Below are 26,673 nucleotides of genomic sequence, written 5' to 3'. Positions count from 1 at the left end.
GAACCTAGCGAACGCGCCCTCGTCGCGCCGTCACCCGGAGGGATGTCTGCTCGACGGCTCAGGCCTGCCAGTCGTCGGCCGCACCGCCGCGGAGGAGGCGTCGTGCCAGCTCGGCCTGGCTGGCCGTCAGGAGGTGCTCGGGCACCCGCACCGGGTCCTGGCCCTCGACGGTGAAGGTGTAGACGAACATGTCCGGCTTGGGCGGCACGTCCGCCGTGGCGGACCGCAGCACCGCCTCGGAGACCAGCTGCCCGAGGTCGGGGTCGTCGACCTCGCCGAGGTCGACCTCGGCGGTCTCGGTGCGGCCGGCGAAGCCGCCGCTGCGCTCGACGCGCAGCCGGCCGGCCGGCTGCGGCGCGGGAACCGGCGGGGGCGGCTGCTCGCCGGTCTCCCCGGTCTCCCCGGGGGCCGCGGCGACCTCGATGCCGACCTGGTCCCACGCGTCCCGGACGGCGGGCGCGTGGTCACCCGCGGCGGCCACCGTGGCCGCCGCGAAGGTGGCGAACGAGGCGCCCGCAGGCACGTCGCCGCCCACGAGGGCGTCGTACCAGATCCGGCCGGCACCGGCGATCGACGTGCCGCCGATCGCCACCGCGGCGAGCTGGAACGCCTTGTTGGGGATGCCGGAGTTGAGGTGGACGCCGCCGTTGTCGGCGGTCGTCTCGACGTAGTCGTCCATGTGGCCGACCTGCGGGTCCGCGCCGAGCTCGGGGTCGTCGTAGGCGGTGCCGGGGGCGGCCATGTCACGCAGGGCGCGGGCCTGGACGGACGGCGTGAAGATGCCCTGCCCGATCAGCCAGTCGCCCTCGCCCGCCTCCTGGCCGAGGAGCCGCTGCTTGAGGCAGGACGCGAACGCGTCGGCGACCGACTCGTTGAGCGCTCCGGACTGGCCCCGGTAGGTGAGGCCGGCCGTGTGCTCGACGACGGCGTGGGAGAACTCGTGGGCCAGGACGTCGACGGGCTTGGTGAACCGCTCGAAGACGCGGCCGTCGCCGTCGCCGAAGACGAGCTGGGTGCCGTCCCAGAACGCGTTGTTGTAGCGCGAGCCGTAGTGGACGGTCAGGCTCACCGGGGCACCGGCGCCGTCGTGGGAGTCGCGCCCGAGGTCGTCGAGGAACATCTGCAGGGTCGCCTCGATGCCGGACGCCGCCTCGTCCACCGCGACGTCCCCGGTCTCGGGCTCGCCGGCGCTGCGGGCGGGTGTGCCGGGCAGCGTGGTGCGCGACTCGGCGTCGTGCACCGTCCACGCCGGCCCGGCGACGACGCCCTCGGCCGACGGGGGCGTCGGCCGAGGGGCGCCTGCCCGGAGGGCGCGCTCGCGACGGAGCTCGTCGTCGCGAGCGGCCCGCTCCGGGCCGTCGACCCGCTCTGCGAGCCACGGTGGGATGAAGCTGCAGCGGGTCACCCGAGGTGTCGTCATGCCACCTGTCTACCCCCGGCCGCCGACAGCGGGCCAGGGGCGGAGGCGTTGGTCAGGCGCAGGACGACGCGGTGAAGCTGAGGTCGGTGAGGAAGATGCCCTGCAGGGCTTGCGCGGTGAGCTCGCCCTCCTGGTCGTTCCAGTAGGTGAGCTTGTAGACCGGGGACGCCGGCTTCCCTGCGTAGCTCACCGTCACGTTGCCGTTCGTACCGGACACCGGGTCCTGGTCGACGTCGGTGCTGGTGCTGCGCCAGGGGTCGGCCGAGGTGCCTGAGCCGGCGACCACGCTGGCCCTGGCACCGCTCGGGTTGCCGCTGAGCCACACCCGGTCCTGGTACTGACCGCGCTTGATCTCACGCTGCTTCCACTGCTTCCCGTCCCGGTACCACTCCCACCGCGACGGCTCGGCGTTGGCGTCGATGTCGCTCAGCTTGAAGGCCAGGTTGCGCACGGGGCGGCTGAACGTCAGCGTGATCTCCTGACGGTGGTTGCTCCGCGGGGCCGCGAACTCGTCGACCGTCGCCCGCTGCATGATGGTCAGGCCCTTCCGGCCCGTCCCGCCCACGTTGCCGGGCGACAGCGCGAGGTTCGAGTAGCCCCCGGTGCTTCCGGCGACCGTGCTGCCGAAGAACTGGCTCGACACGACCATCGTCAGCGGCTCGCGCCCGACGGTGCCGGCGCCGGCAGCGCTCACCAGCCCGGCGACCGCCGTCCTCGACTGGGCGTTGTAGTGCGAGGCCCACCGGATCTCGTAGGTGGCGTCCGCGCACGCCACCGGCCCGGACGCGGCGGCGTACGCCGGCACCGCGACGGCGACGGACACCGCGGGGGCGGTCCAGGCGGCGGCGCGGAGCACGGTGCGGCGGCTCGTGATGTGCGAGGGGGCGTGCGAGGTGGTGGCGTCGGGCTCGACGGAGGTGGTCGACAAGGCTCATCCCTCCCGGATGACGTGTTCGCACCGGGTCGGGCACATCCCCACGCGCCCGTCCCGGTCTGGTGGGAGCGACGCTAGGGACGGGTGGTTGAAGTGCGGACCGATTTTACCGCTCCGTGGGGGAGCCGTGCGCGACCCGGTCACCGGGCGCCAGCGATTGAGGCCGTCGCGCTGACCGCCGGTAACCTTGACCAGCGATCTGCGCCCTCGTGCGTTCGGCCCCTCGGCCGCCGGTCGCCACCCGATCTCCGCCCGGAAGGCCCTTGCATGCCCACCCAGTCCCGTTCCGACCTGCGCAACGTCGCTATCGTCGCCCACGTCGACCACGGCAAGACCACGCTGGTCGACGCGATGCTCCGCCAGGCCGGCGCCTTCACGGCGCACCAGGCCGAGAGCGTGGCCGACCGCGTCATGGACTCCGGCGACCTCGAGCGCGAGAAGGGCATCACGATCCTCGCGAAGAACACCGCGGTCCACTACACCGGCCCGTCGGCCCCCGAGGGCATGACGATCAACATCATCGACACCCCGGGCCACGCCGACTTCGGCGGCGAGGTCGAGCGCGGCCTGTCGATGGTGGACGGCATCGTGCTGCTCGTCGACGCGTCCGAGGGCCCGCTCCCCCAGACCCGCTTCGTGCTGCGCAAGGCGCTCAACGCCGACATGCCGGTGATCCTGGTCGTCAACAAGACCGACCGCTCCGACGCCCGCATCAGCGAGGTCGTCGACGAGTCCTACGAGCTCTTCATGGATCTCCTGGACGACTCGCACAGCCAGGACGCCCTCGACTTCCCGGTGGTCTACGCCTCCGGCAAGGCGGGCATCGCCTCGCTGGAGAAGCCCGCGGACGGCACCATGCCCGAGGGCTCCGACCTCGAGCCGCTCTTCAAGACGATCCTGGAGACGATCCCGGCTCCGCAGTACGACGACGAGGCGCCGCTGCAGGCCCACGTGACCAACCTCGACTCGTCGCCGTTCCTCGGCCGGCTGGCGCTGCTGCGCATCCACCAGGGCACCCTGAAGAAGGGCCAGACCGTGGCATGGATGCGGCGGGACGGCGAGGTCAAGAACGTCCGCATCACCGAGCTCCTCGTCACCGAGGGCCTCGAGCGCAAGCCCGGCGAGTCCGCCGGTCCGGGTGACATCGTCGCCATCGCGGGCATCCCCGAGATCACGATCGGCGAGACCCTCGCCGACTCCGAGAACCCGGTCGCGCTGCCGCTGATCCACGTCGACGAGCCCGCGATCTCGATGACCATCGGCACCAACACCTCGCCCCTGGTCGGCAAGGTCAAGGGCGCCAAGGTCACCGCGCGCCTGGTCAAGGACCGCCTCGACTCCGAGCTCATCGGCAACGTGTCGCTGCGCATCCTGCCGACCGAGCGTCCCGACGCGTGGGAGGTCCAGGGCCGCGGCGAGCTCGCCCTGGCGATCCTCGTCGAGCAGATGCGGCGCGAGGGCTTCGAGCTCACCGTCGGCAAGCCGCAGGTCGTCACCCGGGAGATCGACGGCAAGCTGCACGAGCCGTTCGAGCGCCTCACCATCGACGCGCCGGAGGAGTACCTCGGCACGATCACCGAGCTCCTCGCGGTCCGCAAGGGCCGCATGGAGGGCATGACCAACCACGGCACCGGCTGGGTCCGGATGGAGTTCGTCGTGCCGGCCCGCGGCCTGATCGGCTTCCGCACGGACTTCCTCACCGAGACCCGCGGCACCGGCATCGCCCACCACATCTCCGAGGGCTACTTCCCGTGGGCCGGCGAGATCCGCTCGCGCAACAACGGCTCGCTGGTGGCCGACCGCGCCGGTGCGGCGACGGCGTACGCCATGACGTCGCTGCAGGAGCGCGGCGTGCTGTTCGTCGAGCCCGCCACCGAGGTCTACGAGGGCATGATCGTCGGCGAGAACTCCCGCGCCGACGACATGGACGTCAACATCACCAAGGAGAAGCAGCAGACCAACATCCGGTCCGCCACCTCCGACAACTTCGAGAAGCTGATCCCGCCGAAGCGCCTGTCGCTCGAGCAGTGCCTGGAGTTCTGCCGCGAGGACGAGTGCGTCGAGGTGACGCCCGAGATGGTGCGCATCCGCAAGGTCGTGCTCGACGCCAACGCCCGTGCCAAGACCGCGTCGCGGGCGCGCAAGGCCAACAAGTAGTCGCCGCGTGGCCGAGGTGCCCGACGTCCCGCCCGCGCTCGCGACCGAGCTCGCGGAGTGGCTCGAGCGCCTCGGCCTGAGCGGGCAGCTCGCCGCGGCCGGCCTGCCGACCTACGAGCGCGACGGCGACGTCGTGCGCTGGCGCGACCCGGCCACCGGTGAGGAGCTGGACGCCGAGAGGCTGGCCGAGCTCGACCGGGCCCTGCGCTCGATGGGTGACGACCCCGCCCACGGCGTGCCCGTCGAGCTCGTGCGCCTACGGCGCGACGCCGAGGTGCGGCAGTCGCTCCTCGACGGCGGCTGGCTGGACTACGCCGGCGTCGGGCGGCTGCGCGGGACCTCGGAGAACGCCGCCCGCTTCGCCCTGCACAAGGCCGCCCAGCGCCGGACCGTGCTGCTCGTCCAGCACGAGGGCGGCACCCTCGTGCCCGCCTTCCAGCTCGACGACACCGGTGAGGTGCGCGAGGAGCTGCTGGCCGTGCTGGAGCCGCTGCTGGCCGCCGGCGTCGACCCGTGGCGGGCCTGGATCTGGCTGACCACCCCGGCGGCCCTCCTGGGTGGCGCCGTGCCGCACGAGGCGGCCCGCGACCCCGAGGAGCTGCCCGTCGTGCAGCACGCCGCGGTCGCCCTGGCCGAGCGGACTCGCTCGGCGCAGGGCTGACCCGGCGTCCTGCTGCGTCAGCCGGTCTTCTTGGTCGTCACCACCGCGACGCCCTCGATCCGGACCGGCTTGTTCTTCGTCACGACGACCCGCAGCTTGCCCTTGCGCGCCCGCGGCAGGTCGAAGCTGCGGAGCTTGCTGAACTTCTGCTTGCCCGCGAACTTCACGACGCCCAGCTTGCGCTTGCCGAGGAAGACGCGAGCCTTGCCGCCGTTCTTCACGGTGCCGATGACGAGCACGATGCGCTCGGTGGTCGGCACGCGGGTGACGAGCTCGGAGCCCTTGCGCCGCGAGGTGATGTAGTCGCCGAACAACGCCCGCTTGTCCTTCTTGCGGTTCCACGAGCCCTTCCGCGCGAAGGTGCTCTCGTCACGCGGCACCGTGAAGGAGACGAACGCCGGGGTCGGGTCCGCGACGCCGGCCGCGTTGACCGCCGCGACGGTGACGGTGTGCGTGCCCGCGCGGAAGCGCTTCGTCAGGCCGCTGGCGTCGCAGGGCACGGCCTCCTCGTCGACCGTGCACGCGAACGTCGCCGGGCTGACCGACGAGGTGTAGGTGAAGGCCTGGCGGCGCTCCAGCACGATCGACTCGTTCGCCGGTCCGGACGTGATCCTCGTGTCGGGGGCCGGGGTGGCCTTCAGCGCGAAGTCCTTGTCGTTGACGGCGAAGAAGTAGTTGTCGACCGCCTCGACCTTGATGCGCGCCCTGGCCGCGTCGACGTTGGGCATGGCCAGCGTCTGCGACCCGTCGTTGGGCGTGCTCGCCGCGAGGACCGTGCCGAACGTCGTCCCGCCGTCGGTGGACAGCGAGATCCTGACGTTCTTCGCCAGCCGGTCGGTGCCCTTGACGTCCCACGTGACCGGGACCGACGAGCCGCCGGCCACCGTGGTGCCGGCCGTCGCCTGCGAGGTGACGAGGAACGGGCCGGCGGTCTTGTCGACCGTCAGTGCCACGTCGTCCCACGCGACGCCGCCGCCGTTGGGGAACAGGTCGCGAGCAGTCAGGCGGAACGTCATCACCCGATCGTCGCCGGCGCCCAAGCTGCCAAGGTAATCGGTGGTGGGCAAGAATTCGGAGTAGCAATCGAGCAGCTCGTCGGGCATCTGCTCGTCCTCCGGGACCCCGCTCGCATCGGGGCACGTTCCGTTCTTCGCGTTGGTGTTGCCTGCCAACACCTGGGTCATGTCGGGGAACACGCGCGTGGGACTGCCGTCGGCGATGTTGAGACCGGGCGATGGCGACTTCAGCGAGTCCGCCGTGCTCACGACGGCGTCGTCGCCGAAGACTCGGAACAGCGGGCCGTAGTCCTTGGTGTTGGACGCCAGCTCGGTGCCATCGCCGTTGTTGGTCTGCTCCCACAGATAGACGAGCGCGTCGCCGTTGGGGTCGGCGCCCCGACCGGTCAGCGCGAACGGCGTGCGGACCGGTATGGTCTTCGGGTCCGGGGCCCGCACCTCCGGCGCCGAATTGTCGGCGACCTGGCCCGGTCCGGTGGGGGGCAGCACAATGCCGTCGTTCTGCGCCGGGCCGCCTCGCGCGGTCTCGCCGACGAACGCCTCGGCGCTACCGCTCGTCACGGTCACCTTCAGAGGCAGGCGGTCGACGTCGGCGGGCGTGGCACCCTGGATGGTCGGGCTCTCGTTGAAGATGACCTGAAAGCCGGTTGCGTCGGGCACGACGGGCGTGTCGTCCAGACCGAACTCGTCGAACCCCCACTCTGCGATCGACACGTTGGTCGCGCTGGCGGCCTCCACGGCCGTCTCGATACCCGCCGGGGTGTACGCCGCGACGGGAACGGGGGCGCCTGCTCCGTACTGGATCGCGAGCGCCTCGGTGGCGGGGTCGAAGCCGCGCAGCGACACTGTCTGCACTTCGATGTTCGGGTAGGTGGCCGCGCGGTACGCGTCGACCTCGTCGATGGTGCGGAAGGAGAAGTAGGGGTCGGTGTGGGGCTGCAGGTCGTCCCTGCCGCAGATGCCGGCGTAGGCCATCACCGACGACCCCGAGCCCGGCTCCACGGACGCTTCGGAGATGTTGCCGCCGCAGTTGATCAGGTCGCCGTTGAAGGTGTGGTTGCCGGCGAACTGGTGGCCGATCTCGTGGGCCACGTAGTCGATGGCGAAGAAGTCGCCCTTGGGTGCGGGCAGGCCGGTGCAGCCGCCGCCCTTGTAGTCACCGCCGACCACGCCGCCGTACGCGACGCCGCCGCCGTTCTTGCCGAGCGTGATGTGGCCGACGTCGTAGTTGGAAGCGCCGATCAGCTGCCCGAGGACCGTGCGGTTCTGGCCGAGCGTCAGGCCGCTGCAGAAGTCGAGGTCACCCGGGATGTCGTCGTTCGGGCCCGGGGCACCGAGGTCCTCGAGCCGGAAGCACGGCGCGGAGCCGCAGGGGCCGTCGGCACCGGTCGCCTTGGCGTCGGTGTCGAGGTTGAGCTTGTCGGTCTCGTTGACCAGGCGCAGCTCGGTGGCGAGGTCGTCGTTGTAGATCTGGTTGACCCGGTTGATGAGGGTCACCTTCTCGGCCAGCACGTTGGCCGTGCCGAAGTAGGCGGCGTAGGACGGGTCGGACGTCAGGGCCAGGCGGTAGTAGTGGCGCTGCACGGGGGCGTTCGACGCCGTCGAGCGGTCGGCTGCGGCCGCCGTCACGGTCTCCCGGATCGCCTCGACCTCACCCTCCTTGCGGCGCGCCTCCGCCGCCGGCAGGTCGGCGGAGCGGTAGCTGAGGTGGGCCGTCGTGCCGGGGCGGTTGTAGGCCGGGTCGACGTACCAGTCGCTGCGACCGCCGGGCGTGCGCACGAAGGCGTGGAAGCCCATCTGGGTGACGTCGAGGGCGATGCTCGCCGTCGGGTCGTCGATGCCGACGCCGGACCAGGTGGCGATCTCGGGGTGCCCGGCCGCGAGCTCGGACTCCATCCGCTGCGTCTGCTGGACGCGGAACGACTGCAGGCGCCCGTCCGGCGCCGGCACGTCGATCACGGCGGACGCGGACCCGCGCGGCAGCTCGCCGCGCACGGCGCCGAGGTCGACGCGCGAGGCGGCGTAGTCCTTCGGCTCGACGCGGACCTTCGCACCCGAGGGCTCGAAGCCGCGGAGCGGGGTGAAGGCCTGGTCGTCGGGGGCGGCGGCGACCGGGGCGACCGAGCTCAGCGCCCCCGCTCCCACGACGAGGGCCAGACCTGTGGCAAGACTGCGGAAGCGAGATGGCACGCGAGCTCCTTCGATGGCGAACTCGCAGCCTAGGTAGGCCCACCGACAGGCGCCATACCTCTTTGGTAGCGGTTGGGGCTCAGGCGTCGACCGGCTCTGTACGCAGCGTCGGGGCCAGCACGACGAGCCCGAGAAGGGGCAGCGCAGCGAGCACGAGCAGGGCCGCGGGCATCCCCAGCGGCCCGCTGATGCCGGCCACCACGGCCGAGCCGATGCTGCCGCCGATGAGGAAGAGGAGCGTCGAGACACCCATCGCCACACCGCGCACGTCCTCGTCCACCGCGTCGCCGACGACCGCGCTGAGGGCCGGCTGGCCGAGGCCGAAGGCGAAGGTCACCAGGATGATGGCGACGACCAGCACGGCCGCGCTGACCCAGAGGGCACCGAGGGTGGCGACCAGCAGCGCCGTCGAGGCGACGAGCCCGGCGATCGCCAGGGACCGGCTCGGGCCGAGGCGGGTGAGCATCGGCCCGGCGACCTGCGGCACGAGCAGGGCGACGGCGGCGCTCGGCACCATGGCGAGACCGACCTGCCACGCCTCCCAGCCCTCGGCGAGCAGCACCGCGGGCAGTGCGATCAGCATGGCGAACCACGACGCCGGGACCGCCGAGGCGGCGACGGCACTGCGCACCACGGTCGCGTTGCGGATCACCTCGACCGGCAGGAAGCCGTCGGGGCGTCGTCGTACGCTCGCGCGCACCGCCGGGACGCCGAGCACGAGCAGGCTCGCGCCGACCGCGGCGACCAGGAGCCCCGCCGACGGCGACTGCACGAGCAGCACCATGCCGGCCGCGGTGAGGGCGACCACGACCGCGCCTACGACGTCGAGGCGGGCGCCGCTGCCACCCGTGGGCAGGGCGCGCCACAGCAGCGGCACCACGAGCGCGCCGAGGATGGGCAGCGCCATCACTGCGCGCCAGCCCCACGCCGCCTCGACCAGGCCGCCGATCAAGGGGCCGAGGCAGCTCACCGCGGCGGCGACGCCGGCGAGGCGACCGAAGGCGAAGCCGCGGACCTCCCCGGTGTACTTCGCCGACAGGATGGTGACGCCGAGCGTCGGCACGGCGGCAGCGCCCGCGCCCTGCAGCATCCGCGCCCCCAGCAGCACCTCGAAGGTGGGCGCGAGCGCCGCGACCAGCGCACCGACCGACATCAGCACGAGCCCCGCGAGCAGCGGGGCCCGCACGCCGACGAGGTCGGAGATCCGTCCGTAGAGCGCCGTCGTGACGGCCAGCATCAGGACGTAGAGGCTGATCGCCCAGGCGGCGAGCCCGGCGCTCACCCCGAGGTCCTCGGCGAGGAGGGCCAGCGCGACGGCGGCGCTCGACGAGCCCATCCCGGCGAGCCCGAAGAGCAGGCCCAGCAGCATCGAGACCCGTCGGGAGTCGTCCGGGGCGTCGGTGCGGCCGGTGGCCGGTGCGGAGGTCGTCATCGACCTGCGACAACACCCGCCGGCCGGGCACCATTCCCCACGGATCCTCCGAACCCGGCCTCGGCGGCCCGGCCGGCGCCGTAGCCTGTGCCGCATGAGCACGCCGTACGACGCCCGCTCGGGACCGGGCGACCCCGGGCCCGGGGAGTCCTACCAGCGGTGGCGGCACCTCCAGGAGCAGGCCGACGCCGAGCACGACGCCCTCCTCGTCTCCGACGCCGAGCGCGACCAGGTGTGCCGACGACTGTCCACCGCCTTCAGCGAGGGCCGGATCACCTCCCCCGAGCTCGACGAGCGCACGTCACGTGCCCTGGCCGCACGCACCTACGGCGACCTCGAGGACGTGATGGCCGGTCTCGAGCTTCCGGTCACGCCGTCGTACCGCCCCGCGCTCCGGGGCCACCGACCGACCCAGCGCGGCGTGCTGCCCCGGATCGTCTTCTGGGTGGTGGGACTCTTCACCGCTCCCTTCATCCTCGGCGGCGGTGCCATGGTGCTCTTCGCCGACGAGCTGGGCACGCTGATCTTCGGGCTGGTCATGCTGACGCTCTTCCTGCCCGGCGTCATCGCCCTCTACCGGTGGGCCCACCCGCGCACCTGACCGATCGGTCGGTCTCGCGTCCGCGCGGGTAGCCTCCGGACCATGACCGCACGCCGCCAGCTGCCCACCGACGAGGCCCGCGACCTGCTCGCCCTCACCCGCGAGATCTGCACCAAGGAGCTCGCCCCGCGGTCGGCCGAGGCGGAGGCCACCGAGACCTTCCCGCGCGACGTCTTCCGGATGCTCGGCCAGGCCGGCCTGCTGTCGCTGCCGTACCCCGAGGAGTTCGGCGGCGGCGACCAGCCCTACGAGGTCTACCTCCAGGTGCTGGAGGAGATCGGCGCCGTGTGGTCCTCGGTCGGCGTCGGTGTCTCCGTGCACGCGCTGTCCTGCTTCGGCCTGGCCTACTTCGGCACCGACGAGCAGCGCGCCGAGTGGCTGCCCGACATGCTGGGCGGCGACCTGCTCGGCGCCTACTGCCTGTCCGAGCCCCACGCGGGCTCCGACCCGGCCGCGATGCGGACGACGGCCCGCCGCGACGGCGACTCCTACGTCCTCAACGGCGCCAAGGCCTGGACGACCCACGGTGGCCACGCCGACTTCTACAAGGTGATGGCCCGCACGTCGGAGGACCGCAACGGGATCTCGTGCTTCCTGGTGCCGGCGTCCGCCGAGGGCCTGAGCGCGGACCCGCCGGAGCGCAAGATGGGCCTCACCGGCTCGGCGACCGCGACGATGCGCTTCGACAACGTGCGCGTGCCCGTCGAGCGCCGCCTCGGCGCCGAGGGCGAGGGACTCCGCATCGCGCTGGCCGGGCTCGACTCGGGCCGCCTGGGCATCGCCGCCGTCGCGGTCGGCCTCGCCCAGGGGGCGCTCGATGCGGCGGTGGCCTACGCCAAGGAGCGCGAGACGTTCGGCACCCGCATCATCGACCACCAGGGCCTCGCCTTCGTGCTGGCCGACATGGAGGCCGCGATCGTCTCCGCCCGCGCCACGATGCTCCACGCCGCACGGCTGCGCGACGCCGGACTGCCGTTCTCGCGGGAGGCGTCGGTCGCCAAGCTGGTCGCCACCGACAACGCCATGAAGGTCACCACCGACGCCGTCCAGGTGCTCGGCGGCTACGGCTACACCCGCGACTTCCCGGTCGAGCGCTACATGCGCGAGGCCAAGGTCATGCAGATCTTCGAGGGCACCAACCAGATCCAGCGGATGGTCATCTCGCGCTCGCTCGCCAAGGACGACGCCGGCGCCATCGGCTAGTCACCTCACCCCTCGGAGTGTTGTCGGTCCCCCGATGCCGAGCGACGGTGAAGGAATGTCCAAGCGCATCGCATTCCTGACCGCATCCGAAGGCATCGAGGAGGTCGAGCTCACCAAGCCGTGGCAGGCCGCCGTCGACGCCGGCCACACTGCCGAGCTCCTCTCGACCGACGAGGGCGAGGTGCAGCTGTTCCAGCACCTCGACAAGTCCAGCACGCAGCGGGTCGACCGGCGGGTCTCCGACGTCGCCGTCGCCGACTACGACGCCCTGGTCCTGCCCGGTGGCGTCGCCAACCCCGACGCCCTCCGCATGGACGAGGAGGCCGTCGCCTTCGTCCGGGACTTCGTCGACTCCGGCAAGCCCGTCGCCGCCATCTGCCACGCACCCTGGACCCTCGTCGAGGCCGACCGGGTCAAGGGCAAGCGCCTCGCCAGCTGGCCGAGCCTGCAGACCGACATCCGCAACGGCGGCGGCGAGTGGGTCGACGAGGAGGTCGTCGTCGACGGCAACCTCATCACCAGCCGCAACCCCGACGACATCCCGGCCTTCTCCAAGGCCCTGCTCGACGCGCTGGGCTGAGCCCGGACCCTCCCGGGGTGTGGCGGTCGTCACGCTTCTGGGGCACAGTGGTGTGGAAGCGCTCCCACACCCCCGGGAAGGTCCCCCCATGCCCCCACGCCCGTCACACCGTCGTACGCCGCTGCGCGCGGCCCTCGTCGCCCTCGTCCTCGCCCTCGCCGGCCTGACGCCGCTCGCCCTCGCGCCCGGCACCGCGGCCAGCCCGCCGCCGGCACCACCGGGGGCGGCCGCACCCGACCTCGGCCCACGCGTCGTGGTCTTCGACCCCTCGATGCCCGTCGCGGAGATCCGCGCGCGCGCCGACGCCATCTGGGCGCAGCAGGTCGACGCCGAGATGTCGTCCGAGCGCTGGAGCCTCCTGTTCGAGCCCGGCACCTACGGCACCGACGCCGAGCCGCTGCAGATCAAGGTGGGCTACTACACCGAGGTCGCCGGGCTCGGCGCGTCACCGTCCGACACGGTGATCAACGGCAAGGTCGAGGTCTACAACCGCTGCCTGACCGACGGCCCGACGCAGCCCTACTGCGTGGCCCTCAACAACTTCTGGCGCTCGATGTCGAACCTCACGATCCAGGTCAACGGCGCCGGGCAGGACGGCTGCCGCTCGTCGGCCAACTTCTGGGCCGTCTCCCAGGCCTCGTCGCTGCGCCGCGTCGACGTCCGCGGCGGCAACCTGTCGCTGATGGACTACTGCACCGCGGGCCCGCAGTACGCCAGCGGCGGCTACCTCGCCGACTCGCGGGCCGGGACGATCATCAACGGGTCGCAGCAGCAGTGGATCACCCGCAACTCCGAGGTCGGCAGCTGGACCAACGGCGTGTGGAACCAGGTCTTCGCCGGCACCGTCGGCGCGCCCTCCGAGTCGGGCTTCCCGAACCCGCCCTACACCACCCTCGACACCACGCCGCTGAGCCGCGAGAAGCCGTTCCTGCACATCGGACCCGACGGCGCGTGGCAGGTGCGCGTGCCGGACGTGCGCACCGGGTCGCGCGGTCCCGACTGGACCTCCGGTGACGCCGGCGGCACCGACCTCGCGCTGTCGTCGTTCCACGTCGCCACCCCGGACCAGCCGGCGCGCGAGATGGCGAAGGCGCTCGACCGCGGCAAGAACCTCCTGCTCACGCCCGGCGTGTACGACGTCGACCGCAGCCTCGTCGTACGCCGCAGCGGCACCGTGGTCCTCGGGCTCGGCCAGGCGACGCTGACCGCGGTCGGCGGGGCGACGCCGGTCGTCGTCGCCAAGCAGGCCACCGACGTCGTCATCGCCGGCGTGACCGTCGACGCGGGCACCGGGCTGTCCGACACGCTCATGCACCTCGAGGGCCGTCCCGGCCGCTCCGGCGACCACCGGCCCCGGAAGGGCTCCGTGCCCACCACCACCCTCAACGACGTCTACTTCCGCGTCGGCGGCCCCCACGTGGGTCGCACCGACGTCGCGCTCCAGGTCGACGCCGACGACGTGCTCATCGACCACACCTGGGTGTGGCGCGCCGACCACGGCGTCGAGGGGTTCACCGCGGGCGTCGCGGGCGACACCGACCGCTGGCGCACCAACACCGGCCGCGTCGGCGCCGTCGTCAACGGCGACCGCGTCTTCGCGACCGGCCTGTTCGTCGAGCACTTCCAGGAGTTCAACACCGTCTGGAACGGCGAGGACGGCCACGTCGTGCTCTACCAGAACGAGCTGCCCTACGACCCGCCGAGCCAGGCCGACTGGACCCGCCCCGACGGGACGCTCGGGTGGTCGGGCTACAAGGTCTCCGACGACGTGCGGCGCCACCAGCTGTTCGGCGGCGGGGTCTACGTGTTCAACCGCAACGACCCCTCCATCACGACCGAGAGCGGCTTCGAGGTGCCCGAGCGTGCCGGGGTGCGCCTGCACCACGTGATGACGGTCAACCTCGAGGCGGGCAGCATCGAGCACGTCGTCAACGACGTCGGCGCGCGGGTGGACAGCTCGGCGCCGGGGGTGCCGAGCTACGTGGTGGACCACCCGGCTCCCTGAGCCTCCACCAGCCAGCGCCCCAGCAGCGTCCCGTCCTGCTCCAGCAGCAGGGCGGGACGCAGCGCCACGTCGACCTCGGCGCCCGTGGCGATGCGGACGGCGTCGCCGCCCGTCAGCCGCGGCACGACCGTCCAGCACAGCTCGTCGACGACGCCCGCCGCGAGCATGTCGGCGAACAGCGACGGCCCGCCCTCGCACAGCTGCTCGGTCCAGCCGCGCTCGGCCAGCGCGGCCTTGAGGGCGACGAGGTCGATCTCCTCCTCGCCGAGGACGAGCACGTGGTCCTCCCCCAGCGCCTCGCGGGCGTCGGCCAGGCCGTCGGACGTCGCCACGGTCGCCATCAGCACGCGCCCGGGCGGCGCCTCGGCCAGCGTCGGCGGGATGTCGGCGGACCGGCTGACCACGACGATCGGCACCCGCGGGACGTCGTACTCCTCCTCGCGGATCGTGCCCGCCCCCACCACCAGGCAGTGCGCCCGCCGGCGCAGGGTGTCGAAGACCCGCTTGTCAGCATCGTCGTTGATCGTGCCGCTGAGCCCGTCCGACCCGGTCGCCGCGCCGTCCACGGTGCTCACGAAGTTCACCCGCAGCCACGGCTCGCGCTCGGGCGTGTACGCCGCCGAGAGGTCGTCGTCGGACAGGTCGGCCAGGCGCTGCAGGTCGAGGGGTTCGCTCACGACCTTCATCCTGCCGCCTACGCTGGAAGGCGTGATCACCCTTGCGGATCTGGCTGCCCTGCACGCCGAGCACGGCGCGTCGTGGGACAGCCCCGTCGCCCCCGTCGTCCTCGACGGACCGCGCGGGCCGGTGACGATCGGCGACGGTGCGGTGACCCTCATGGGCTGCATCAACCTCTCGCGCGACTCGACCTACCGCGAGAGCGTGGCCACGGGCCCCGCCGACGCCGTCCGCATGGGTCGTATCCAGGCGGCGCAGGGTGCGGCGCTCATCGACCTCGGCGCCGAGTCGAGCAATGCCCGCGCGGCGCGCGTGTCCGCCGCCGACCAGATCGCGACCCTCGTGCCGGCCGTGAAGGAGCTGGCGGCCGAGGCCGTCGTGTCGGTGGAGACCTACGAGCCGGAGGTCGTCCGCGCCTGCCTCGACGCGGGCGCGCGCGTGCTCAACATGACCGGACGCCAGCACGAGGACGTCATGCTCGCGCTGGCCGCCGAGTACGACGCCGCTGTCGTCCTGTGCTTCGGCACCACCGCCAACGTCCGCGAGATCGCCGACGTGCCGCCCGACGCCGACCCGATGCCGGTGCTGCTCGACCACTTCGGGCCCCGGCTGGAGCACGCCCGCTCCCTCGGCGTCCACAAGGTCGTCGTCGACCCCGGCATGGGCTTCTACTACGGCAACCTCGTCGACCCGATGACCCGCGCCCGCCACCAGGCCCGGGTGCTCGCGCAGACCTTCCAGCTGCGCCCCCTCGGCGTCCCCGTGTGCAACGTGCTGCCCCACACCTACGACATCTTCGGTGACGAGTTCCGCAAGGCCGAGGGCTTCTACGGCGTCCTCGCCGCCCTCGGTGGCTCCCACCTGCTGAGGATCCACGAGGTCGCCCACCTCCGCGTCGTCCTCCGCGCGATGGCCGAGCTCGACGTCCGCTGACGAGCACCACGAAGGCAGTTCGCGCTGCTGCTCTGGTGTCGCACGCTCACGCGACGAGGCCGTGGCACCCAACTGCCTGCCTGGTGCGCCACCGGACGACGTCCTCGATGGCCGCGCGCACGTCGTCGGGCCGGAACATGACGTCGGTCCAGGTGAACCTCAGGACCACCAGGCCGAGCCGAGCGGCCTTCGTGTAGCGGTCGACGTCTCGCTGCAGGCCGGCTTTGGTCCAGTGGTGCTCCAGCGACTCGGCCTCCAGCACGATTCCGAGGCGCCGCTCGAGCAGGTCGACGTACCCCACCCCCGGCACGTGGCCCTGCGGGGTCACCTCCATCCCGGCCACCGACATCGCGATGACGTGCAGGCAGGTCTCGAACGGGTTCGCCCGCCGCGCGTCAGCTGCCTCGGCCACCCGCTGTGCCTTGGCGCGGCCGGTGCGCGGGCTGCGCGCAGCAGCGATCAGGAGGTCGTCGCGGTCGACGATGCCCTCCCGCACGGCCGAGTCGGCCACGCAGAGCGCGACGTCGAAGTCGTACGCCCGGGCACAGTCGATGACCGTGCGCGTGCGCGAGGTGACGTTGCGGCGCAGCTCGCGCTCGGACAGATCGGCCCAGTGCAGCTCGTAGGCCCCGGCGGGCTTGCGGGCACTCCGGGGCAGGGTGATGCAGGGGCGCACCGGGTCGTGCTTGAGCTTCCACCCGAACTGCTGAGCCGCGCTCAGGTGGGACGCGGTGCCCCCGGTCCGCGCCACCGCGCGCAGCGAATCGGCGAGGTCGACGAGGCAGTACCTGTTGTGACGCGGCTTGTGGACCAGTCCGGCGACCAGCGCGGCGGTGAGCTGCGACCGGGTGGTGTACGCCAGCAGCTCGCGCAACGTGCCGACGCCGCCGAGCTCCCTGAGTGCCACCACCGGATCCATCCCCCGACACTGGTACAGGTCAGCCTTCGGCCGCTCCGGTCATCCACAGGCACCGTGCAGGCAGTTCGGGTGGCGCTTCCCGGGTCCCACGCTCAGCCGGCCGGACCGACGCGCGAACTGCCTGCATGGTGCTCAGTCGAGGTAGCGGCGCACCCCGGACACCAGGCCGCGGGCGTAGCGGGCGCGACCGGAGGGTGAGGTCATCACGCGTGCCTCGGCTGCGCTGCGCATGTTGCCGAGCTCGACCATCACGGTGGGGGCGTCGGAGAGGTTGAGGGTGCCGAGGTCGGGGCGTACGTCGATCCCGTCGCCGCCCGCGGTGTAGGTCGCGACGCCGAAGCGCTGGGCCAGCAGGCCGGCCTTCACCGAGGTCGCCAGCCGCATCGACGGCCGGTGGATGTCGGCGGTCCACGGCGCGCGGTCGGGTGGGGCGATGACGTGGAAGCCGCGCGCGCCGGCGGCGTACGACCCGTCGGCGTGGATGGAGAGCTTGAGGTCGGCGTCGATCCTGTTGCCTGTGCGGCCGCGCACGTCGACGCACGGGCCCCAGCGGTCCTGACGGTTGCTGTGCCGCGTGAGCCGCACCGTCGCACCGAGCTCGCGCAGCCGGGCCGCGACCAGGCGCGACACCTGCCAGGCGAAGGTCGCCTCCGGGTAGCCCCCGTCGGTGGCGGTCCCGGTGGTGTTGCAGGGCTTGGTGAAGCCGCCGGCCGGGACCGGCCGGTCGATGCGGCGGGGGAAGTTGTGGTTGCCGAGCTGGTGCCCCGGGTCGAGGACGACCACGCGCCCGGCGAGGGGCTTGTCGGGAGCGGCCGAGGCCGGCGGCTGCGCGGGCAGCAGGCAGCCCAGCAGCAGGACGACCACGGCCCGCCGGAGCATCAGCCGGCGAAGCCCCGGGGGTTCTGCGACTGCCAGCGCCAGGTGTCGGCGGCCATGTCATCGACGGTCTTCCGGGTGCTCCAGCCGAGCTCGCGGTTGGCCTTGGACGGGTCGGCGTAGGAGACGGCGACGTCACCCGGGCGGCGGGCCACGATCTCGTAGGGGATCTCGCGGCCGACGGCCTTCTCGAACGCCTTCACCATCTCGAGCACGCTCGTGCCGTGGCCGGAGCCGAGGTTCCAGGTGTGGACCGGCTCGTCGGTGTCGGCGAGCGCCTTCAGCGCGGCGATGTGGCCGGCGGCGAGGTCCTCGACGTGGATGTAGTCGCGCACGCCGGTGCCGTCGACCGTGTCGTAGTCGTCGCCGAAGACCATCAGCTTCTCGCGCTTCCCGACCGCCACCTGGGCGATGTAGGGCACCAGGTTGTTGGGGATCCCCGACGGGTCCTCGCCGATCGTGCCGGAGGGGTGCGCGCCGACCGGGTTGAAGTAGCGCAGCAGCGCGAACCGCATCTCGGGCCGGGCGACCGCGACGTCGCGCAGGATCTGCTCCTGCATCACCTTGGTCCAGCCGTAGGGGTTGGTGGCGTAGGTCGTACGGTCCTCGGTCGCGGCGGCCTGGTCCTCGCCGTAGACCGTCGCGCTGGAGGAGAAGACCAGCTTGTCGACGTCGTAGCGCTGCATCGCCCGGACCAGCGAGAAGGTGGAGACGAGGTTGTTCTCGTAGTACTCCAGCGGCTTCTCGACGCTCTCGCCGACGGCCTTGTAGCCCGCGAAGTGGATCACCCCGTCGAAGTGCTCGGTCGCGAAGAGGTGCTCGGTCTTGTCGTGGTCGGTCAGGTCGAACGAGTGGACGGTGATCCGGGTCCCGGTCAGCGCCTCGAGCCGCCCCGTCACCGTCGGGTGCGAGTTGCTGAAGTTGTCGACGATGACGACGTCGTAGCCGGCGGCGACGAGCTGGACGACGGTGTGCGAGCCGATGTAACCGGCGCCGCCGCTGACGAGGATCTTCATGCGCCCCACCCTACGAGAGGTCGTGCTGACACAATGCCGCGCATGCCCAGCGCGCTCATCACCGGGATCACGGGGCAGGACGGGCTCTACCTCGCCGAGCTCCTGCTGGAGAAGGGGTACGACGTCCACGGCCTGCTCCGCGGCCAGAACAACCCCCGCCGCGCGCTCGTCGAGGACCTCGTCCCCGACGTCCGGCTGCACACGGGCGACCTCACCGACCTGTCCAGCCTGATGCGGGCGATGCGCGACTCGCAGCCCGACGAGGTCTACAACCTCGGCGCGATTTCGTTCGTGGCCTACTCCTGGGAGAACGCCTTCGTGACCAGCGACGTCACGGGCATGGGCGTGCTCAACGTGCTGGAGGCCGTACGCCTCCACGCCGGCGACGACCCGTCCGCCATCCGGTTCTACCAGGCCTCGAGCTCGGAGATGTTCGGCAAGGTGCAGGAGGTGCCGCAGACCGAGCGCACCCTGCTGTGGCCCCGCTCGCCCTACGGCGTCAGCAAGGTCTTCGGCCACCACATGACGATCAACTATCGCGAGTCCTACGGCATGCACGCCTCCTCGGGCATCCTCTTCAACCACGAGTCGCCGCGCCGCGGGCCCGAGTTCGTGACCCGCAAGATCAGCCAGGCGGTCGCCCGGATCCACCTTGGCCGGCAGGACTCGGTGGCCCTCGGCAACCTCGACGCGCGTCGCGACTGGGGCTACGCCGGCGACTACGTCGAGGCGATGTGGCGGATGCTGCAGCAGGACGAGGCCGACGACTACGTCATCGCCACCGGGCAGACCTGGTCGATCCGCGACTTCCTCGACGTCGCCTTCGCCCACGTGGGCATCGACGACTGGAGCAAGCACGTCACGCAGGACCCGCGCTTCATGCGACCGGCGGAGGTCGAGATGCTCATCGGCGACGCGAGCAAGGCCCGCGAGCGGCTCGGCTGGACGCCCACGGTCACCTTCCCCGAGCTCGTCGCGATGATGGTGGACGCCGACATCGCCGCCGCCGAGGCGGGCTGGTGACGGCGGCGTTCATCACCGGGATCGGCGGGCAGGACGGCACCTACCTCGCCGAGCGGCTCGTCGCCGACGGCATGGAGGTGCACGCGCTGGTCCTCGAGGCCGACGGGCACCCGGCCCACTGCCCCGACGAGGTCGTCCTCCACACCGGTGACCTCGGCGACGTCGACGCCACCCGGCGGCTGCTGCGCGAGATCGCGCCGCGCGAGGTCTACAACCTCGCCGCGATCAGCTCGGTCGCGCAGTCGTGGGACGAGCCCGACCGCACCGCCCACGTCAACGGCCTGGCCGCCGTCGCGCTGATGGAGTCGGCGCGCCGGGTCGACGGCGTACGACTCGTGCAGGCGTCGAGCGCGGAGATCTTCGGCGACGCCGCCGGCTCTCCCCAGGACGAGGGCACGCCGATCGCGCCGGTCAACCCGTACGGCGCCGCGAAGGCCTTCGCGCACCTGTCCGCCCGCGTGTTCCGGCAGCGCGACCTGCACGTGTCGAGCGCGATCCTCTACAACCACGAGTCGCCGCGCCGCCACCCGCGCTTCGTGACCCGCAAGATCACCTCGACGGTCGCCGCGATCGCGCGGGGCGAGGCCGACGAGCTGGTCCTCGGCAACGTCGACGTCCGCCGCGACTGGGGGTGGGCCCCCGACTACGTCGACGCGATGGTGCGCGCCGCCCGAGCGGACGAGCCGGGCGACTACGTCATCGCCACCGGCACGGCCCACTCCGTGCGCGACTTCGTGGCCGCCGCCTTCGCGGCCGCCGGCATCGGCGACTGGGAGCACCTCGTGCGCCAGGACGCCGCGTTCTTCCGCCCCGCCGACCCGGCCGAGCTGGTCGGCGACGCGAGCCGCGCGCGCGAGGAGCTGGGGTGGGCGCCCACGGTCGGCTTCGCCGAGATCGTGCGGCGCATGGTCGCCGCCGACCTGGGCTGAAGGACGACCGTTCAGTCCAGCGGGATGTCCTCGGAGTTGTCGCGCTCGACCGGCTCGGAGTCCTTCGGCACCTCGACCTCGCCCTCCTGGTCGAGGGTGAGCACCAGCTCGCGCTCGCCGACCTTGGTCCAGCCGATGGTGGTGCGGAAGTCGTCGCGCTCGAGCTGCGCCCACGGCTCGGAGGCGTCGAGACCGTCGGAGGTGCGCGTCCACCCGGCCTCCTCCAGCGCGGCCGCGGCCTGCTCGACCTGGTCCCCCTCGGCGCCCTCGCCGACGACGACCGCGGACGCCTTGTAGTCCTCGGCGCGGTAGGTCGACATGCCCTCGCTCTCGACCCTCCCCTGCGCGCGCTCGACGGCGAGGCCGGTGCCGGTGATCGCAGCGGCCATGTCGCGGAGCTCGGCGTTGACCGCCTGCTTCATCGACGCCAGGTCGTCGGCTGCCTGCTCGGGGTCGGGGTCGCCGCACGACCCCAGCCCCACGGCGAGCGCGAGGGCCAGCAGCAGGCGGAGCGGGAGGAGTCTCATGCGCCCCATCCTCACCGGTCGGGGCTCGTGTCGGAACGGCCGGGCTGGTCGGCGGTCGGGTCGCGGTCCCACTCGGGGTCCTGCGGCGGGCCCCACCACGGGTCATAGCTCTGCTCCGCGGTGTTGATGTCGTCACCGTGGCCGTCGACGATGCGGCCGATGTTGTAGAGCGACTCGGTGTCCTGGTCGAGGTAGGAGCTGTGCGCGTCGCCGGTGTTGCGGTGCCAGCTGCGGTCGACGTCCTCGGCCTCGAACCGGTTGGCGTCGAAGTCCTCCGACGACGGGTCGGTGCCCAGCCCGACGCCGAGCTTCCCCACCCATCCCTCGTCGCCCAGCACGGCCACGAAGTCGCGGCTGTCGCGACCGACGTAGACGTGGTCGGCGCCGGGCCCGAGGTCACTGGCGTGGTCGGCCGGGCCCGCGCCGGGGCTGCCGATGAGGACCACCTCGTCGACGTCGGACGTGTCCCCGTGGGTGGCGTACGACGTCGTGGTGGAGCCGTAGCTGTGGCCGACGGCGGTGAGGTGGGCGGGGTCGTCGGGCCGGGAGGCACGCAGCCCGTCGATGGCGTCGGCGAGGTTGCGGCCACCCTCCTCGGCACGCCCCTCGCTGAGGGTCGCGAGGTCGGTCGGTCCGTGCGGCGCGTCGTAGCCGAGCCAGAACATGGTGGCCACGCTCGAGCCGTCGCCGTTGTAGCGCGTCGACTCGTAGAGGTTCATCATCCGGTCGGTGTAGGAGGTGGTGTCGGACATGTCGGTGTTGATGCCCGGCGTGAAGACCGCGACGTCGGTCGCGTGGTCGAGGTCGCCCACCGCGACGGCGACGCGGCCGTCACCGTCGTAGGCGGCGGGGTCGTAGAGCCACAGCACGCCGCCGGGCTTCAGGTCGGGGTCGAGCGGGTCGGTGTAGGCGTCGGCGTTGGCGAGCGCGTCGCGCGCATGCCCGGCGTTGGCGAGCACGCGGCGCTCGAGCGGGGAGATCGTGCCGTCCTCGTCCTTGGCGGCGAGCCGCGCGAGGTCGTCGTCGAGCAGCACCCGGTTGGCCTGGTCGCGGGCCCCGGCCGGGAGGCCGTCACCCTGGCCGACGCGCTCGGGGTAGGCCGCGATCACCGCCTCGCGCTCGGCCTCGCTGAGGCCCTCCCACCACTGCTGCACCTCCTCGGGCGTCGCGCCGCTGCCGGGCGCCCCGGGGCGGTTCATCGCCGACTCCGCCATCGGCGGGATGCCGCCGTCGGCGCCGAGCGACTCGGGCAGCGTGTCGGCGGCCTGGAAGACCTGCCGCAGCAGCGTCTCGTTGTCGCGGACGCGCCGCTGGAGGTCGTCGTCGGCGGTGACGAGCTCGGAGTAGTCGGCCCGCAGGTCGACCGCTCGCTCACGGAAGGCGGCGATCTCGTTGTCGGTGACGTCGGTGGCGGCGTTGATGTCGGCGATGAGGGCGGTGCGCCGCTCGTCGAGCCCACGCTTGCGCTCGACGAGGTCCTCGTGGTCGCGCAGCAGGTCGCGCAGGGTGTCGGCGAAGGCGGTCACCCCGCGCGCGACGCGGCGTACGGTCGTCGCCATCGCCGCGTGCTCGGTGGACGCCTTCCCGGACGCCTCCTTGTAGGAGGCGTAGGCGACGCCGGTCCAGCTGCCGAGGGTCTGCAGTTCCGCGCACCGGTCGGCGAACTCCTCGTAGCGGCCGGCCGCGGCGTAGATGGTCGTGGCGAGCCCGTCGGCCCCGCCGGCGTCGCCCTCGGGCTTCCTGAGCTGCGCCGGGACGGAGGTCGGCACCTCGATCGTGACGGTCACCGGGCCGACCCCAGTCGTCCGTCGAGGTCGCTGAACTGCCGGTCGGTGGCGTCGTCGGTGGTCGAGTAGTCGTCGGCGGTCGCGTGCAGGGCGCCCACGAAGCCCTGCGCGATCGCGGCGCTCTCCCCGGCCCAGCCGGCCCAGCGCGTCAGGAACGTCGTCGCCGCCCCTTGCACGCTCGGCGGCAGGGCCGAGGCCGACGCGGCCCCGAGCTCGCGGGCCGAGGTGTCCATCAGCGTCTCCTGCGACTCCCACCCCTGGGTGCCGCGGCGAAGGGTCTCCATCTGCCAGACCAGCGGGTCGCTCATCGCTCACCCCCGGCGATCGCCTCGGACACGGCGGCCTCGCCGACCACGACGAGCGCGGAGCGGATCCGCAGCACCACCCGGCCGGGAGCGGGCGCCAGGACCTGCACGTCCTCGCGGCCGACCCGCGCCGGGCGCCCGGCGAGCACGCGCGGTACGCCGTCGGGCGGGGCCAGAACGTGCCACCCGTCGGCCTCGTCGAGGAGCCCCTGGGCGCGCTGGAGGGTGCCGGAGGCGACGACCGGGTCGAGGCCGTCGAAGGTCGCGGTGCCCTGCCAGCGCAGGGTGCCGGGCGCGGCGCCGGCGAACCAGACGTCGTCGAGGTGGGTGGGCTCGGCATCGAGGCCGAGGGCGGCCCAGAGCGCAGCCATCCGCGCCCGCAGCTCCTCGCGCGCCGCGTCGGGGTCGAGCGTCGGCTCGTCCGCCGGGACCTCTGTGCGGTCGGGCGGCTCCTGCGGGAGCACCACGAGGTCGACGTCGTCGTGGCGGCGCAGCACGGTCGCCCAGAACGGGTCCTGCAGCACCTGTCGGGCCGCGGGCGCACCCGAGACGAGGTCGAGCGAGGTCGGGTCAGGCACGGGGCCTCCTTCGCGCTGGGCGGGGTGCGGCCGCCGTCCGGTCCGCTACCCCTGACCCTCCCCCGCCACGAACGCCCCCAAACGCGTCAGCCGTGCTTGAGCAGACCCAGGAGGTACTCGCCGTAGCCGCTCTTGCGCAGCGGCTCGGCGCGCGCGACGAGCTCGTCGTCGGACAGGAAGCCCATCCGCCACGCGACCTCCTCCGGCGCGCCGACCTTGAAGCCCTGCCGGCCCTCGATGGTGCGCACGAAGTTGGAGGCGTCGTTGAGCGAGTCGAAGGTGCCGGTGTCGAGCCAGGCGGTGCCGCGCGGCAGCACCTCGACGTGGAGGCGGCCCTCCTCGAGGTAGCGCCGGTTGAGGTCGGTGATCTCGAGCTCGCCGCGGGCCGACGGCGCCAGCTCGGCGGCGTACTGCACCACGTCGTTGTCGTAGAAGTAGAGCCCCGGCACCGCGAAGTCGCTCTTCGGGTTCTCCGGCTTCTCCTCCAGCGAGAGGGCCCGGCCGTTGTCGTCGAACTCCACGACGCCGTACGCGCGCGGGTCGGCGACGTGGTAGCCGAAGACCGCGGCGCCGTCGAGCTCGGCGAAGCGCAGCAGCTGCTGGCCGAGGCCCGAGCCGTAGAAGATGTTGTCGCCGAGGACGAGCGCGGACCGCTCGGAGCCGATGTGGTCGGCGCCGATGATGAAGGCCTGCGCCAGACCGTCCGGCGAGGGCTGCACCGCGAACGACAGGTTGATGCCGAACTGCGAGCCGTCGCCGAGCAGCCGGTGGAAGCCGTCGGCCTCGTGGGGCGTGGTGATGATCAGCACGTCCCGGATGCCCGCCAGCATCAGCGTGGAGAGCGGGTAGTAGATCATCGGCTTGTCGTAGACGGGCACCAGCTGCTTGCTGATTCCCTGGGTGATCGGGTGCAGTCGCGAGCCGGTGCCCCCGGCCAGGATGATTCCGCGCATGGGTGAACCCTAGGGGGCGTCCGCGATTGCCGCGGGTTCCCGCCCCTGCGGCACCATGTGCGCATGCCGTCCTCCCGTCGCGCCACGCCGCGACGGCTGCTCCGGCCGGCGACCGTGATCGGCGGGTTGCTCCTGCTGCTGGTGGTGGTGCTGGCGCTGCTGGCGATCCCCTTCCTCTCGGCCCCCGGCCACGCCGAGGACGCGCGTGCCGAGCTCACGGCCGCCAAGGACGCGCTGGACGCCGGTGACACCGAGGCGGCGGTCGCGGCGGTCGAGCGCGCCCGGTCGGAGACCGACGACCTTCAGGGCTCGGTCCAGGGCGTCGGTGGCGACGTGTGGAGCTGGGTGCCGGTCGCCGGCGGCCCCGTGCGCGACGTGCGACGCCTCGGCAACGCCCTCGACCAGCTCGTCGGGGTGGCGGAGACCGGCGTACGCATCCTGCCGCAGGTGCGCGGCGAGGAGTCGACCCTCGTCGACAACGGCAACGTCGACATCGACGTGCTGGAGGGCGTCATCGACGACCTGCGCGAGGTGTCGACGCGGCTGGCCGACGCGCAGGCCGAGCTCGCCGACGTCGCGGACTCCCGCGCGGTGGTCGGCGACCGGCTCGCCGAGGCCCGCGACCAGGCGCAGGGTGAGGTGGCGCCGCTCGCGGACGGCCTGGAGACGATCGACCCGCTGCTCGACCACCTGCCGAAGGTCCTCGGGCGCGACGCCAGCCGGCAGTACCTCGTGGCGCTGCTCAACCCCGCCGAGATGCTCTACTCCGGCGGCACCCCGCAGACGTTCGTCCCCGTCGACCTCGACCGCGGCCGGCTGTCGATGGGCGAGACGGTCGACCTGTCCACCGCCCCCGGCACGCGCCAGCCGCGCTACTGGAAGAAGGTCAAGGGCAACCCGCTGCACCGCGGCCGGATGAAGCCGGCGCTGGCCACCATGGCCCCCGACTGGGAGGTCTCGGGCAACGAGCTGGCCAACGCCTGGCGCAGCCTGCGCGGGCGCCGGCTGGCCGGCGTGGTGGTGATCGACGTGGTCGCGCTCTCCAAGCTGGTCGAGGTCACCGGCCCGATCGAGGTGCCGACCCTCGGCACGCTGACCGGCGACAACCTCGTCGAGAAGCTCATCGGCAGCTACGACGACTACCCCGACCCGGCCGCCCGCAAGGCGGTCAACCGCGCGCTCGCCCCCGTGTTCGTCGAGCGCCTGCTGTCCGGCAACGACCCGGTCGGCACGGGCCGCGTCCTCGGCGAGGCCGCCGACGAGCGCCGCTTCGCGCTGTACTTCCGCAGCCCCGACGAGCAGGCAGCCTTCGACGGGCTCGGCCTCACCGGCCGGCTCTCCGACACCGAGCACGACTACATCGGCGTCTTCACCCAGAACAAGGTGCCGAGCAAGTCCGACTACTGGCAGCGGCGCACCGTCAGCACCGACGTCGCGCTGCGCGAGGACGGCAGCGCGCGGGTGCGGATGGAGGTCGAGGTCCACAACGACTCCCCGCCCTACGTCCAGCCGGTGCCTGACCCGCAGCAGGGCTACTTCACCCGCTGGAACACCCTGAGCATCGCGCCGTTCCTCCCCACCGGCGCCACCTTCGACTCGGTCGAGGTCGACGGCGAGCCCGTCGAGACGTCACCGCGCAGCTTCTTCGGCCGCTACTTCATCCGCCCCGAGGTGCGGTTCGCGCCCCAGGCCCGCCACACCCTCGCGGTGACGTACGACGTCCCTGCCGCCGCGGTGCGCGAGGGCGACGGGCTCGCCTACCGGCTGGCGCTCGACCCCCAGGGCATGGTCGACCCGCAGGACGTCCGGGTGCGGGTCGCCTTCCCCCGCGGATACGCCGTCGAGGACGACCTACCCGACGGCTGGTCGACGCGCGGCGGTCGCGTGGCGACGTACACCACGAACGCGCTCGACGTGGCCGACTCGTTCGAGATCGTCGCCCGCCCCTAG

23 protein-coding genes are annotated in these 26,673 nt (G+C 72.6%); 10 read left to right on the top strand and 13 right to left on the bottom strand.

The window, feature by feature from the left end:
• Positions 1 to 58 precede the first annotated feature (58 nt).
• Complete coding sequence (locus tag NYO98_RS10175; RefSeq protein WP_268111550.1) at positions 59 to 1,420, bottom strand: protealysin inhibitor emfourin; 1,362 nt, start codon at positions 1,418 to 1,420, stop codon at positions 59 to 61.
• Positions 1,421 to 1,472: 52 nt separating this feature from the next.
• Positions 1,473 to 2,348, bottom strand: a complete 876-nt coding sequence (locus NYO98_RS10170) for a hypothetical protein (RefSeq protein ID WP_268111549.1) — start codon at positions 2,346 to 2,348, stop codon at positions 1,473 to 1,475.
• Between the two features lie 273 nt (positions 2,349 to 2,621).
• On the opposite strand from NYO98_RS10170, the gene typA reads away from it, so the two are divergent.
• Positions 2,622 to 4,511, top strand: coding sequence for a translational GTPase TypA (gene typA / locus NYO98_RS10165; protein ID WP_268111547.1), 1,890 nt, complete (start codon positions 2,622 to 2,624; stop codon positions 4,509 to 4,511).
• A 7-nt stretch (positions 4,512 to 4,518) separates the two neighbouring features.
• Positions 4,519 to 5,172: a hypothetical protein gene (locus NYO98_RS10160; protein WP_268111546.1), complete on the top strand. Its 654-nt coding sequence runs from the start codon at positions 4,519 to 4,521 to the stop codon at positions 5,170 to 5,172.
• 17 nt (positions 5,173 to 5,189) lie between these two features.
• Here the strand turns inward: NYO98_RS10160 and NYO98_RS10155 are convergent, their stop codons facing one another.
• Both NYO98_RS10155 and NYO98_RS10150 read right to left on the bottom strand, forming a co-directional pair.
• Complete coding sequence (locus NYO98_RS10155) at positions 5,190 to 8,378, bottom strand: reprolysin-like metallopeptidase (RefSeq protein ID WP_268111544.1); 3,189 nt, start codon at positions 8,376 to 8,378, stop codon at positions 5,190 to 5,192.
• Between the two features lie 79 nt (positions 8,379 to 8,457).
• Positions 8,458 to 9,810, bottom strand: coding sequence for an MFS transporter (locus NYO98_RS10150; RefSeq protein ID WP_268111543.1), 1,353 nt, complete (start codon positions 9,808 to 9,810; stop codon positions 8,458 to 8,460).
• A 94-nt stretch (positions 9,811 to 9,904) separates the two neighbouring features.
• Here NYO98_RS10150 and NYO98_RS10145 point away from each other — a divergent pair, with 94 nt between their 5' ends.
• From NYO98_RS10145 to NYO98_RS10130, 4 genes are all read left to right on the top strand, one after another.
• A complete protein-coding gene (locus NYO98_RS10145) occupies positions 9,905 to 10,411 on the top strand; it encodes a DUF1707 SHOCT-like domain-containing protein (protein ID WP_268111542.1) in 507 nt (168 codons plus the stop codon).
• A gap of 42 nt (positions 10,412 to 10,453) precedes the next feature.
• A complete protein-coding gene (locus NYO98_RS10140; RefSeq protein ID WP_268111541.1) occupies positions 10,454 to 11,614 on the top strand; it encodes an acyl-CoA dehydrogenase family protein in 1,161 nt (386 codons plus the stop codon).
• Positions 11,615 to 11,669: 55 nt separating this feature from the next.
• A complete protein-coding gene (locus tag NYO98_RS10135; protein WP_268111540.1) occupies positions 11,670 to 12,194 on the top strand; it encodes a type 1 glutamine amidotransferase domain-containing protein in 525 nt (174 codons plus the stop codon).
• A gap of 88 nt (positions 12,195 to 12,282) precedes the next feature.
• On the top strand, positions 12,283 to 14,199 hold the full coding sequence (locus NYO98_RS10130; protein WP_268111539.1) for a pectate lyase family protein: 1,917 nt from the start codon (positions 12,283 to 12,285) through the stop codon (positions 14,197 to 14,199).
• Here the strand turns inward: NYO98_RS10130 and NYO98_RS10125 are convergent.
• Entirely contained in the window at positions 14,172 to 14,876 is a 705-nt protein-coding gene (locus tag NYO98_RS10125) for a dihydrofolate reductase family protein (protein ID WP_268111538.1), read from the bottom strand. The genes NYO98_RS10130 and NYO98_RS10125 overlap by 28 nt on opposite strands.
• Positions 14,877 to 14,907: 31 nt before the next feature.
• On the opposite strand from NYO98_RS10125, the gene NYO98_RS10120 reads away from it, so the two are divergent.
• Positions 14,908 to 15,810 carry a dihydropteroate synthase gene (locus tag NYO98_RS10120; protein WP_268111537.1) on the top strand — a complete coding sequence of 301 codons (903 nt, stop codon included), beginning with the start codon at positions 14,908 to 14,910 and terminating at the stop codon, positions 15,808 to 15,810.
• Between the two features lie 46 nt (positions 15,811 to 15,856).
• Here the strand turns inward: NYO98_RS10120 and NYO98_RS10115 are convergent, their stop codons facing one another.
• The 3 genes from NYO98_RS10115 to galE form a co-directional block, all read right to left on the bottom strand.
• A complete protein-coding gene (locus NYO98_RS10115) occupies positions 15,857 to 16,717 on the bottom strand; it encodes a PDDEXK family nuclease (protein ID WP_268111536.1) in 861 nt (286 codons plus the stop codon).
• Positions 16,718 to 16,861: 144 nt separating this feature from the next.
• Positions 16,862 to 17,608 carry an N-acetylmuramoyl-L-alanine amidase gene (locus NYO98_RS10110; RefSeq protein WP_268111535.1) on the bottom strand — a complete coding sequence of 249 codons (747 nt, stop codon included), beginning with the start codon at positions 17,606 to 17,608 and terminating at the stop codon, positions 16,862 to 16,864.
• Positions 17,608 to 18,621, bottom strand: coding sequence for a UDP-glucose 4-epimerase GalE (gene galE, locus NYO98_RS10105; protein ID WP_268111534.1), 1,014 nt, complete (start codon positions 18,619 to 18,621; stop codon positions 17,608 to 17,610). Before galE ends, NYO98_RS10110 begins: the two co-directional genes overlap by 1 nt.
• A 42-nt stretch (positions 18,622 to 18,663) precedes the next feature.
• Here galE and NYO98_RS10100 point away from each other — a divergent pair, with 42 nt between their 5' ends.
• Together NYO98_RS10100 and NYO98_RS10095 are read left to right on the top strand one after the other, a co-directional pair.
• Positions 18,664 to 19,644 (top strand): GDP-mannose 4,6-dehydratase, encoded by a 981-nt coding sequence (locus NYO98_RS10100; RefSeq protein WP_268111533.1) that lies wholly within the window; start codon positions 18,664 to 18,666, stop codon positions 19,642 to 19,644.
• On the top strand, positions 19,641 to 20,573 hold the full coding sequence (locus NYO98_RS10095; RefSeq protein ID WP_268111532.1) for a GDP-mannose 4,6-dehydratase: 933 nt from the start codon (positions 19,641 to 19,643) through the stop codon (positions 20,571 to 20,573). Before NYO98_RS10100 ends, NYO98_RS10095 begins: the two co-directional genes overlap by 4 nt.
• 11 nt (positions 20,574 to 20,584) lie before the next feature.
• Here NYO98_RS10095 and NYO98_RS10090 read toward each other — a convergent pair whose 3' ends face one another.
• From NYO98_RS10090 to rfbA, 5 genes are all read right to left on the bottom strand, one after another.
• The gene (locus NYO98_RS10090) at positions 20,585 to 21,100 is read right to left on the bottom strand and encodes a hypothetical protein (RefSeq protein ID WP_268111531.1); all 516 of its coding nucleotides are present in this window, start codon (positions 21,098 to 21,100) and stop codon (positions 20,585 to 20,587) included.
• Between the two features lie 11 nt (positions 21,101 to 21,111).
• Positions 21,112 to 22,887 carry an alpha/beta hydrolase gene (locus NYO98_RS10085; RefSeq protein WP_268111530.1) on the bottom strand — a complete coding sequence of 592 codons (1,776 nt, stop codon included), beginning with the start codon at positions 22,885 to 22,887 and terminating at the stop codon, positions 21,112 to 21,114.
• Complete coding sequence (locus NYO98_RS10080; RefSeq protein ID WP_268111529.1) at positions 22,884 to 23,195, bottom strand: hypothetical protein; 312 nt, start codon at positions 23,193 to 23,195, stop codon at positions 22,884 to 22,886. Before NYO98_RS10080 ends, NYO98_RS10085 begins: the two co-directional genes overlap by 4 nt.
• On the bottom strand, positions 23,192 to 23,770 hold the full coding sequence (locus tag NYO98_RS10075; RefSeq protein ID WP_268111528.1) for a hypothetical protein: 579 nt from the start codon (positions 23,768 to 23,770) through the stop codon (positions 23,192 to 23,194). Before NYO98_RS10075 ends, NYO98_RS10080 begins: the two co-directional genes overlap by 4 nt.
• An 86-nt stretch (positions 23,771 to 23,856) precedes the next feature.
• Positions 23,857 to 24,723, bottom strand: coding sequence for a glucose-1-phosphate thymidylyltransferase RfbA (gene rfbA, locus NYO98_RS10070; RefSeq protein WP_268111527.1), 867 nt, complete (start codon positions 24,721 to 24,723; stop codon positions 23,857 to 23,859).
• Positions 24,724 to 24,786: 63 nt separating this feature from the next.
• Between rfbA and NYO98_RS10065 the strand changes: the two genes are divergently transcribed.
• Positions 24,787 to 26,673 carry a DUF4012 domain-containing protein gene (locus tag NYO98_RS10065; RefSeq protein ID WP_268111526.1) on the top strand — a complete coding sequence of 629 codons (1,887 nt, stop codon included), beginning with the start codon at positions 24,787 to 24,789 and terminating at the stop codon, positions 26,671 to 26,673.

This window comes from Nocardioides pini, assembly GCF_026712185.1.
GTDB lineage: Bacteria > Actinomycetota > Actinomycetes > Propionibacteriales > Nocardioidaceae > Nocardioides > Nocardioides pini.
Note: the sequence above shows the minus strand (reverse complement) of the source record. Positions and strands in the feature narration are given on the sequence as shown.

What these genes read in the sequence shown, in the direction of transcription:
- NYO98_RS10100 (WP_268111533.1), top strand. Translation starts at nt 18,664, where the DNA reads ATGCCCAGCGCGCTCATCACCGGGATCACGGGGCAGGACGGGCTCTAC.
- NYO98_RS10150 (WP_268111543.1), bottom strand. Translation starts at nt 9,810, where the DNA reads ATGACGACCTCCGCACCGGCCACCGGCCGCACCGACGCCCCGGACGAC.
- typA (WP_268111547.1), top strand. Translation starts at nt 2,622, where the DNA reads ATGCCCACCCAGTCCCGTTCCGACCTGCGCAACGTCGCTATCGTCGCC.
- NYO98_RS10175 (WP_268111550.1), bottom strand. Translation starts at nt 1,420, where the DNA reads ATGACGACACCTCGGGTGACCCGCTGCAGCTTCATCCCACCGTGGCTC.
- NYO98_RS10130 (WP_268111539.1), top strand. Translation starts at nt 12,283, where the DNA reads ATGCCCCCACGCCCGTCACACCGTCGTACGCCGCTGCGCGCGGCCCTC.
- galE (WP_268111534.1), bottom strand. Translation starts at nt 18,621, where the DNA reads ATGAAGATCCTCGTCAGCGGCGGCGCCGGTTACATCGGCTCGCACACC.
- NYO98_RS10135 (WP_268111540.1), top strand. Translation starts at nt 11,670, where the DNA reads ATGTCCAAGCGCATCGCATTCCTGACCGCATCCGAAGGCATCGAGGAG.
- NYO98_RS10080 (WP_268111529.1), bottom strand. Translation starts at nt 23,195, where the DNA reads ATGAGCGACCCGCTGGTCTGGCAGATGGAGACCCTTCGCCGCGGCACC.
- rfbA (WP_268111527.1), bottom strand. Translation starts at nt 24,723, where the DNA reads ATGCGCGGAATCATCCTGGCCGGGGGCACCGGCTCGCGACTGCACCCG.
- NYO98_RS10065 (WP_268111526.1), top strand. Translation starts at nt 24,787, where the DNA reads ATGCCGTCCTCCCGTCGCGCCACGCCGCGACGGCTGCTCCGGCCGGCG.
- NYO98_RS10090 (WP_268111531.1), bottom strand. Translation starts at nt 21,100, where the DNA reads ATGAGACTCCTCCCGCTCCGCCTGCTGCTGGCCCTCGCGCTCGCCGTG.
- NYO98_RS10145 (WP_268111542.1), top strand. Translation starts at nt 9,905, where the DNA reads ATGAGCACGCCGTACGACGCCCGCTCGGGACCGGGCGACCCCGGGCCC.
- NYO98_RS10110 (WP_268111535.1), bottom strand. Translation starts at nt 17,608, where the DNA reads ATGCTCCGGCGGGCCGTGGTCGTCCTGCTGCTGGGCTGCCTGCTGCCC.
- NYO98_RS10140 (WP_268111541.1), top strand. Translation starts at nt 10,454, where the DNA reads ATGACCGCACGCCGCCAGCTGCCCACCGACGAGGCCCGCGACCTGCTC.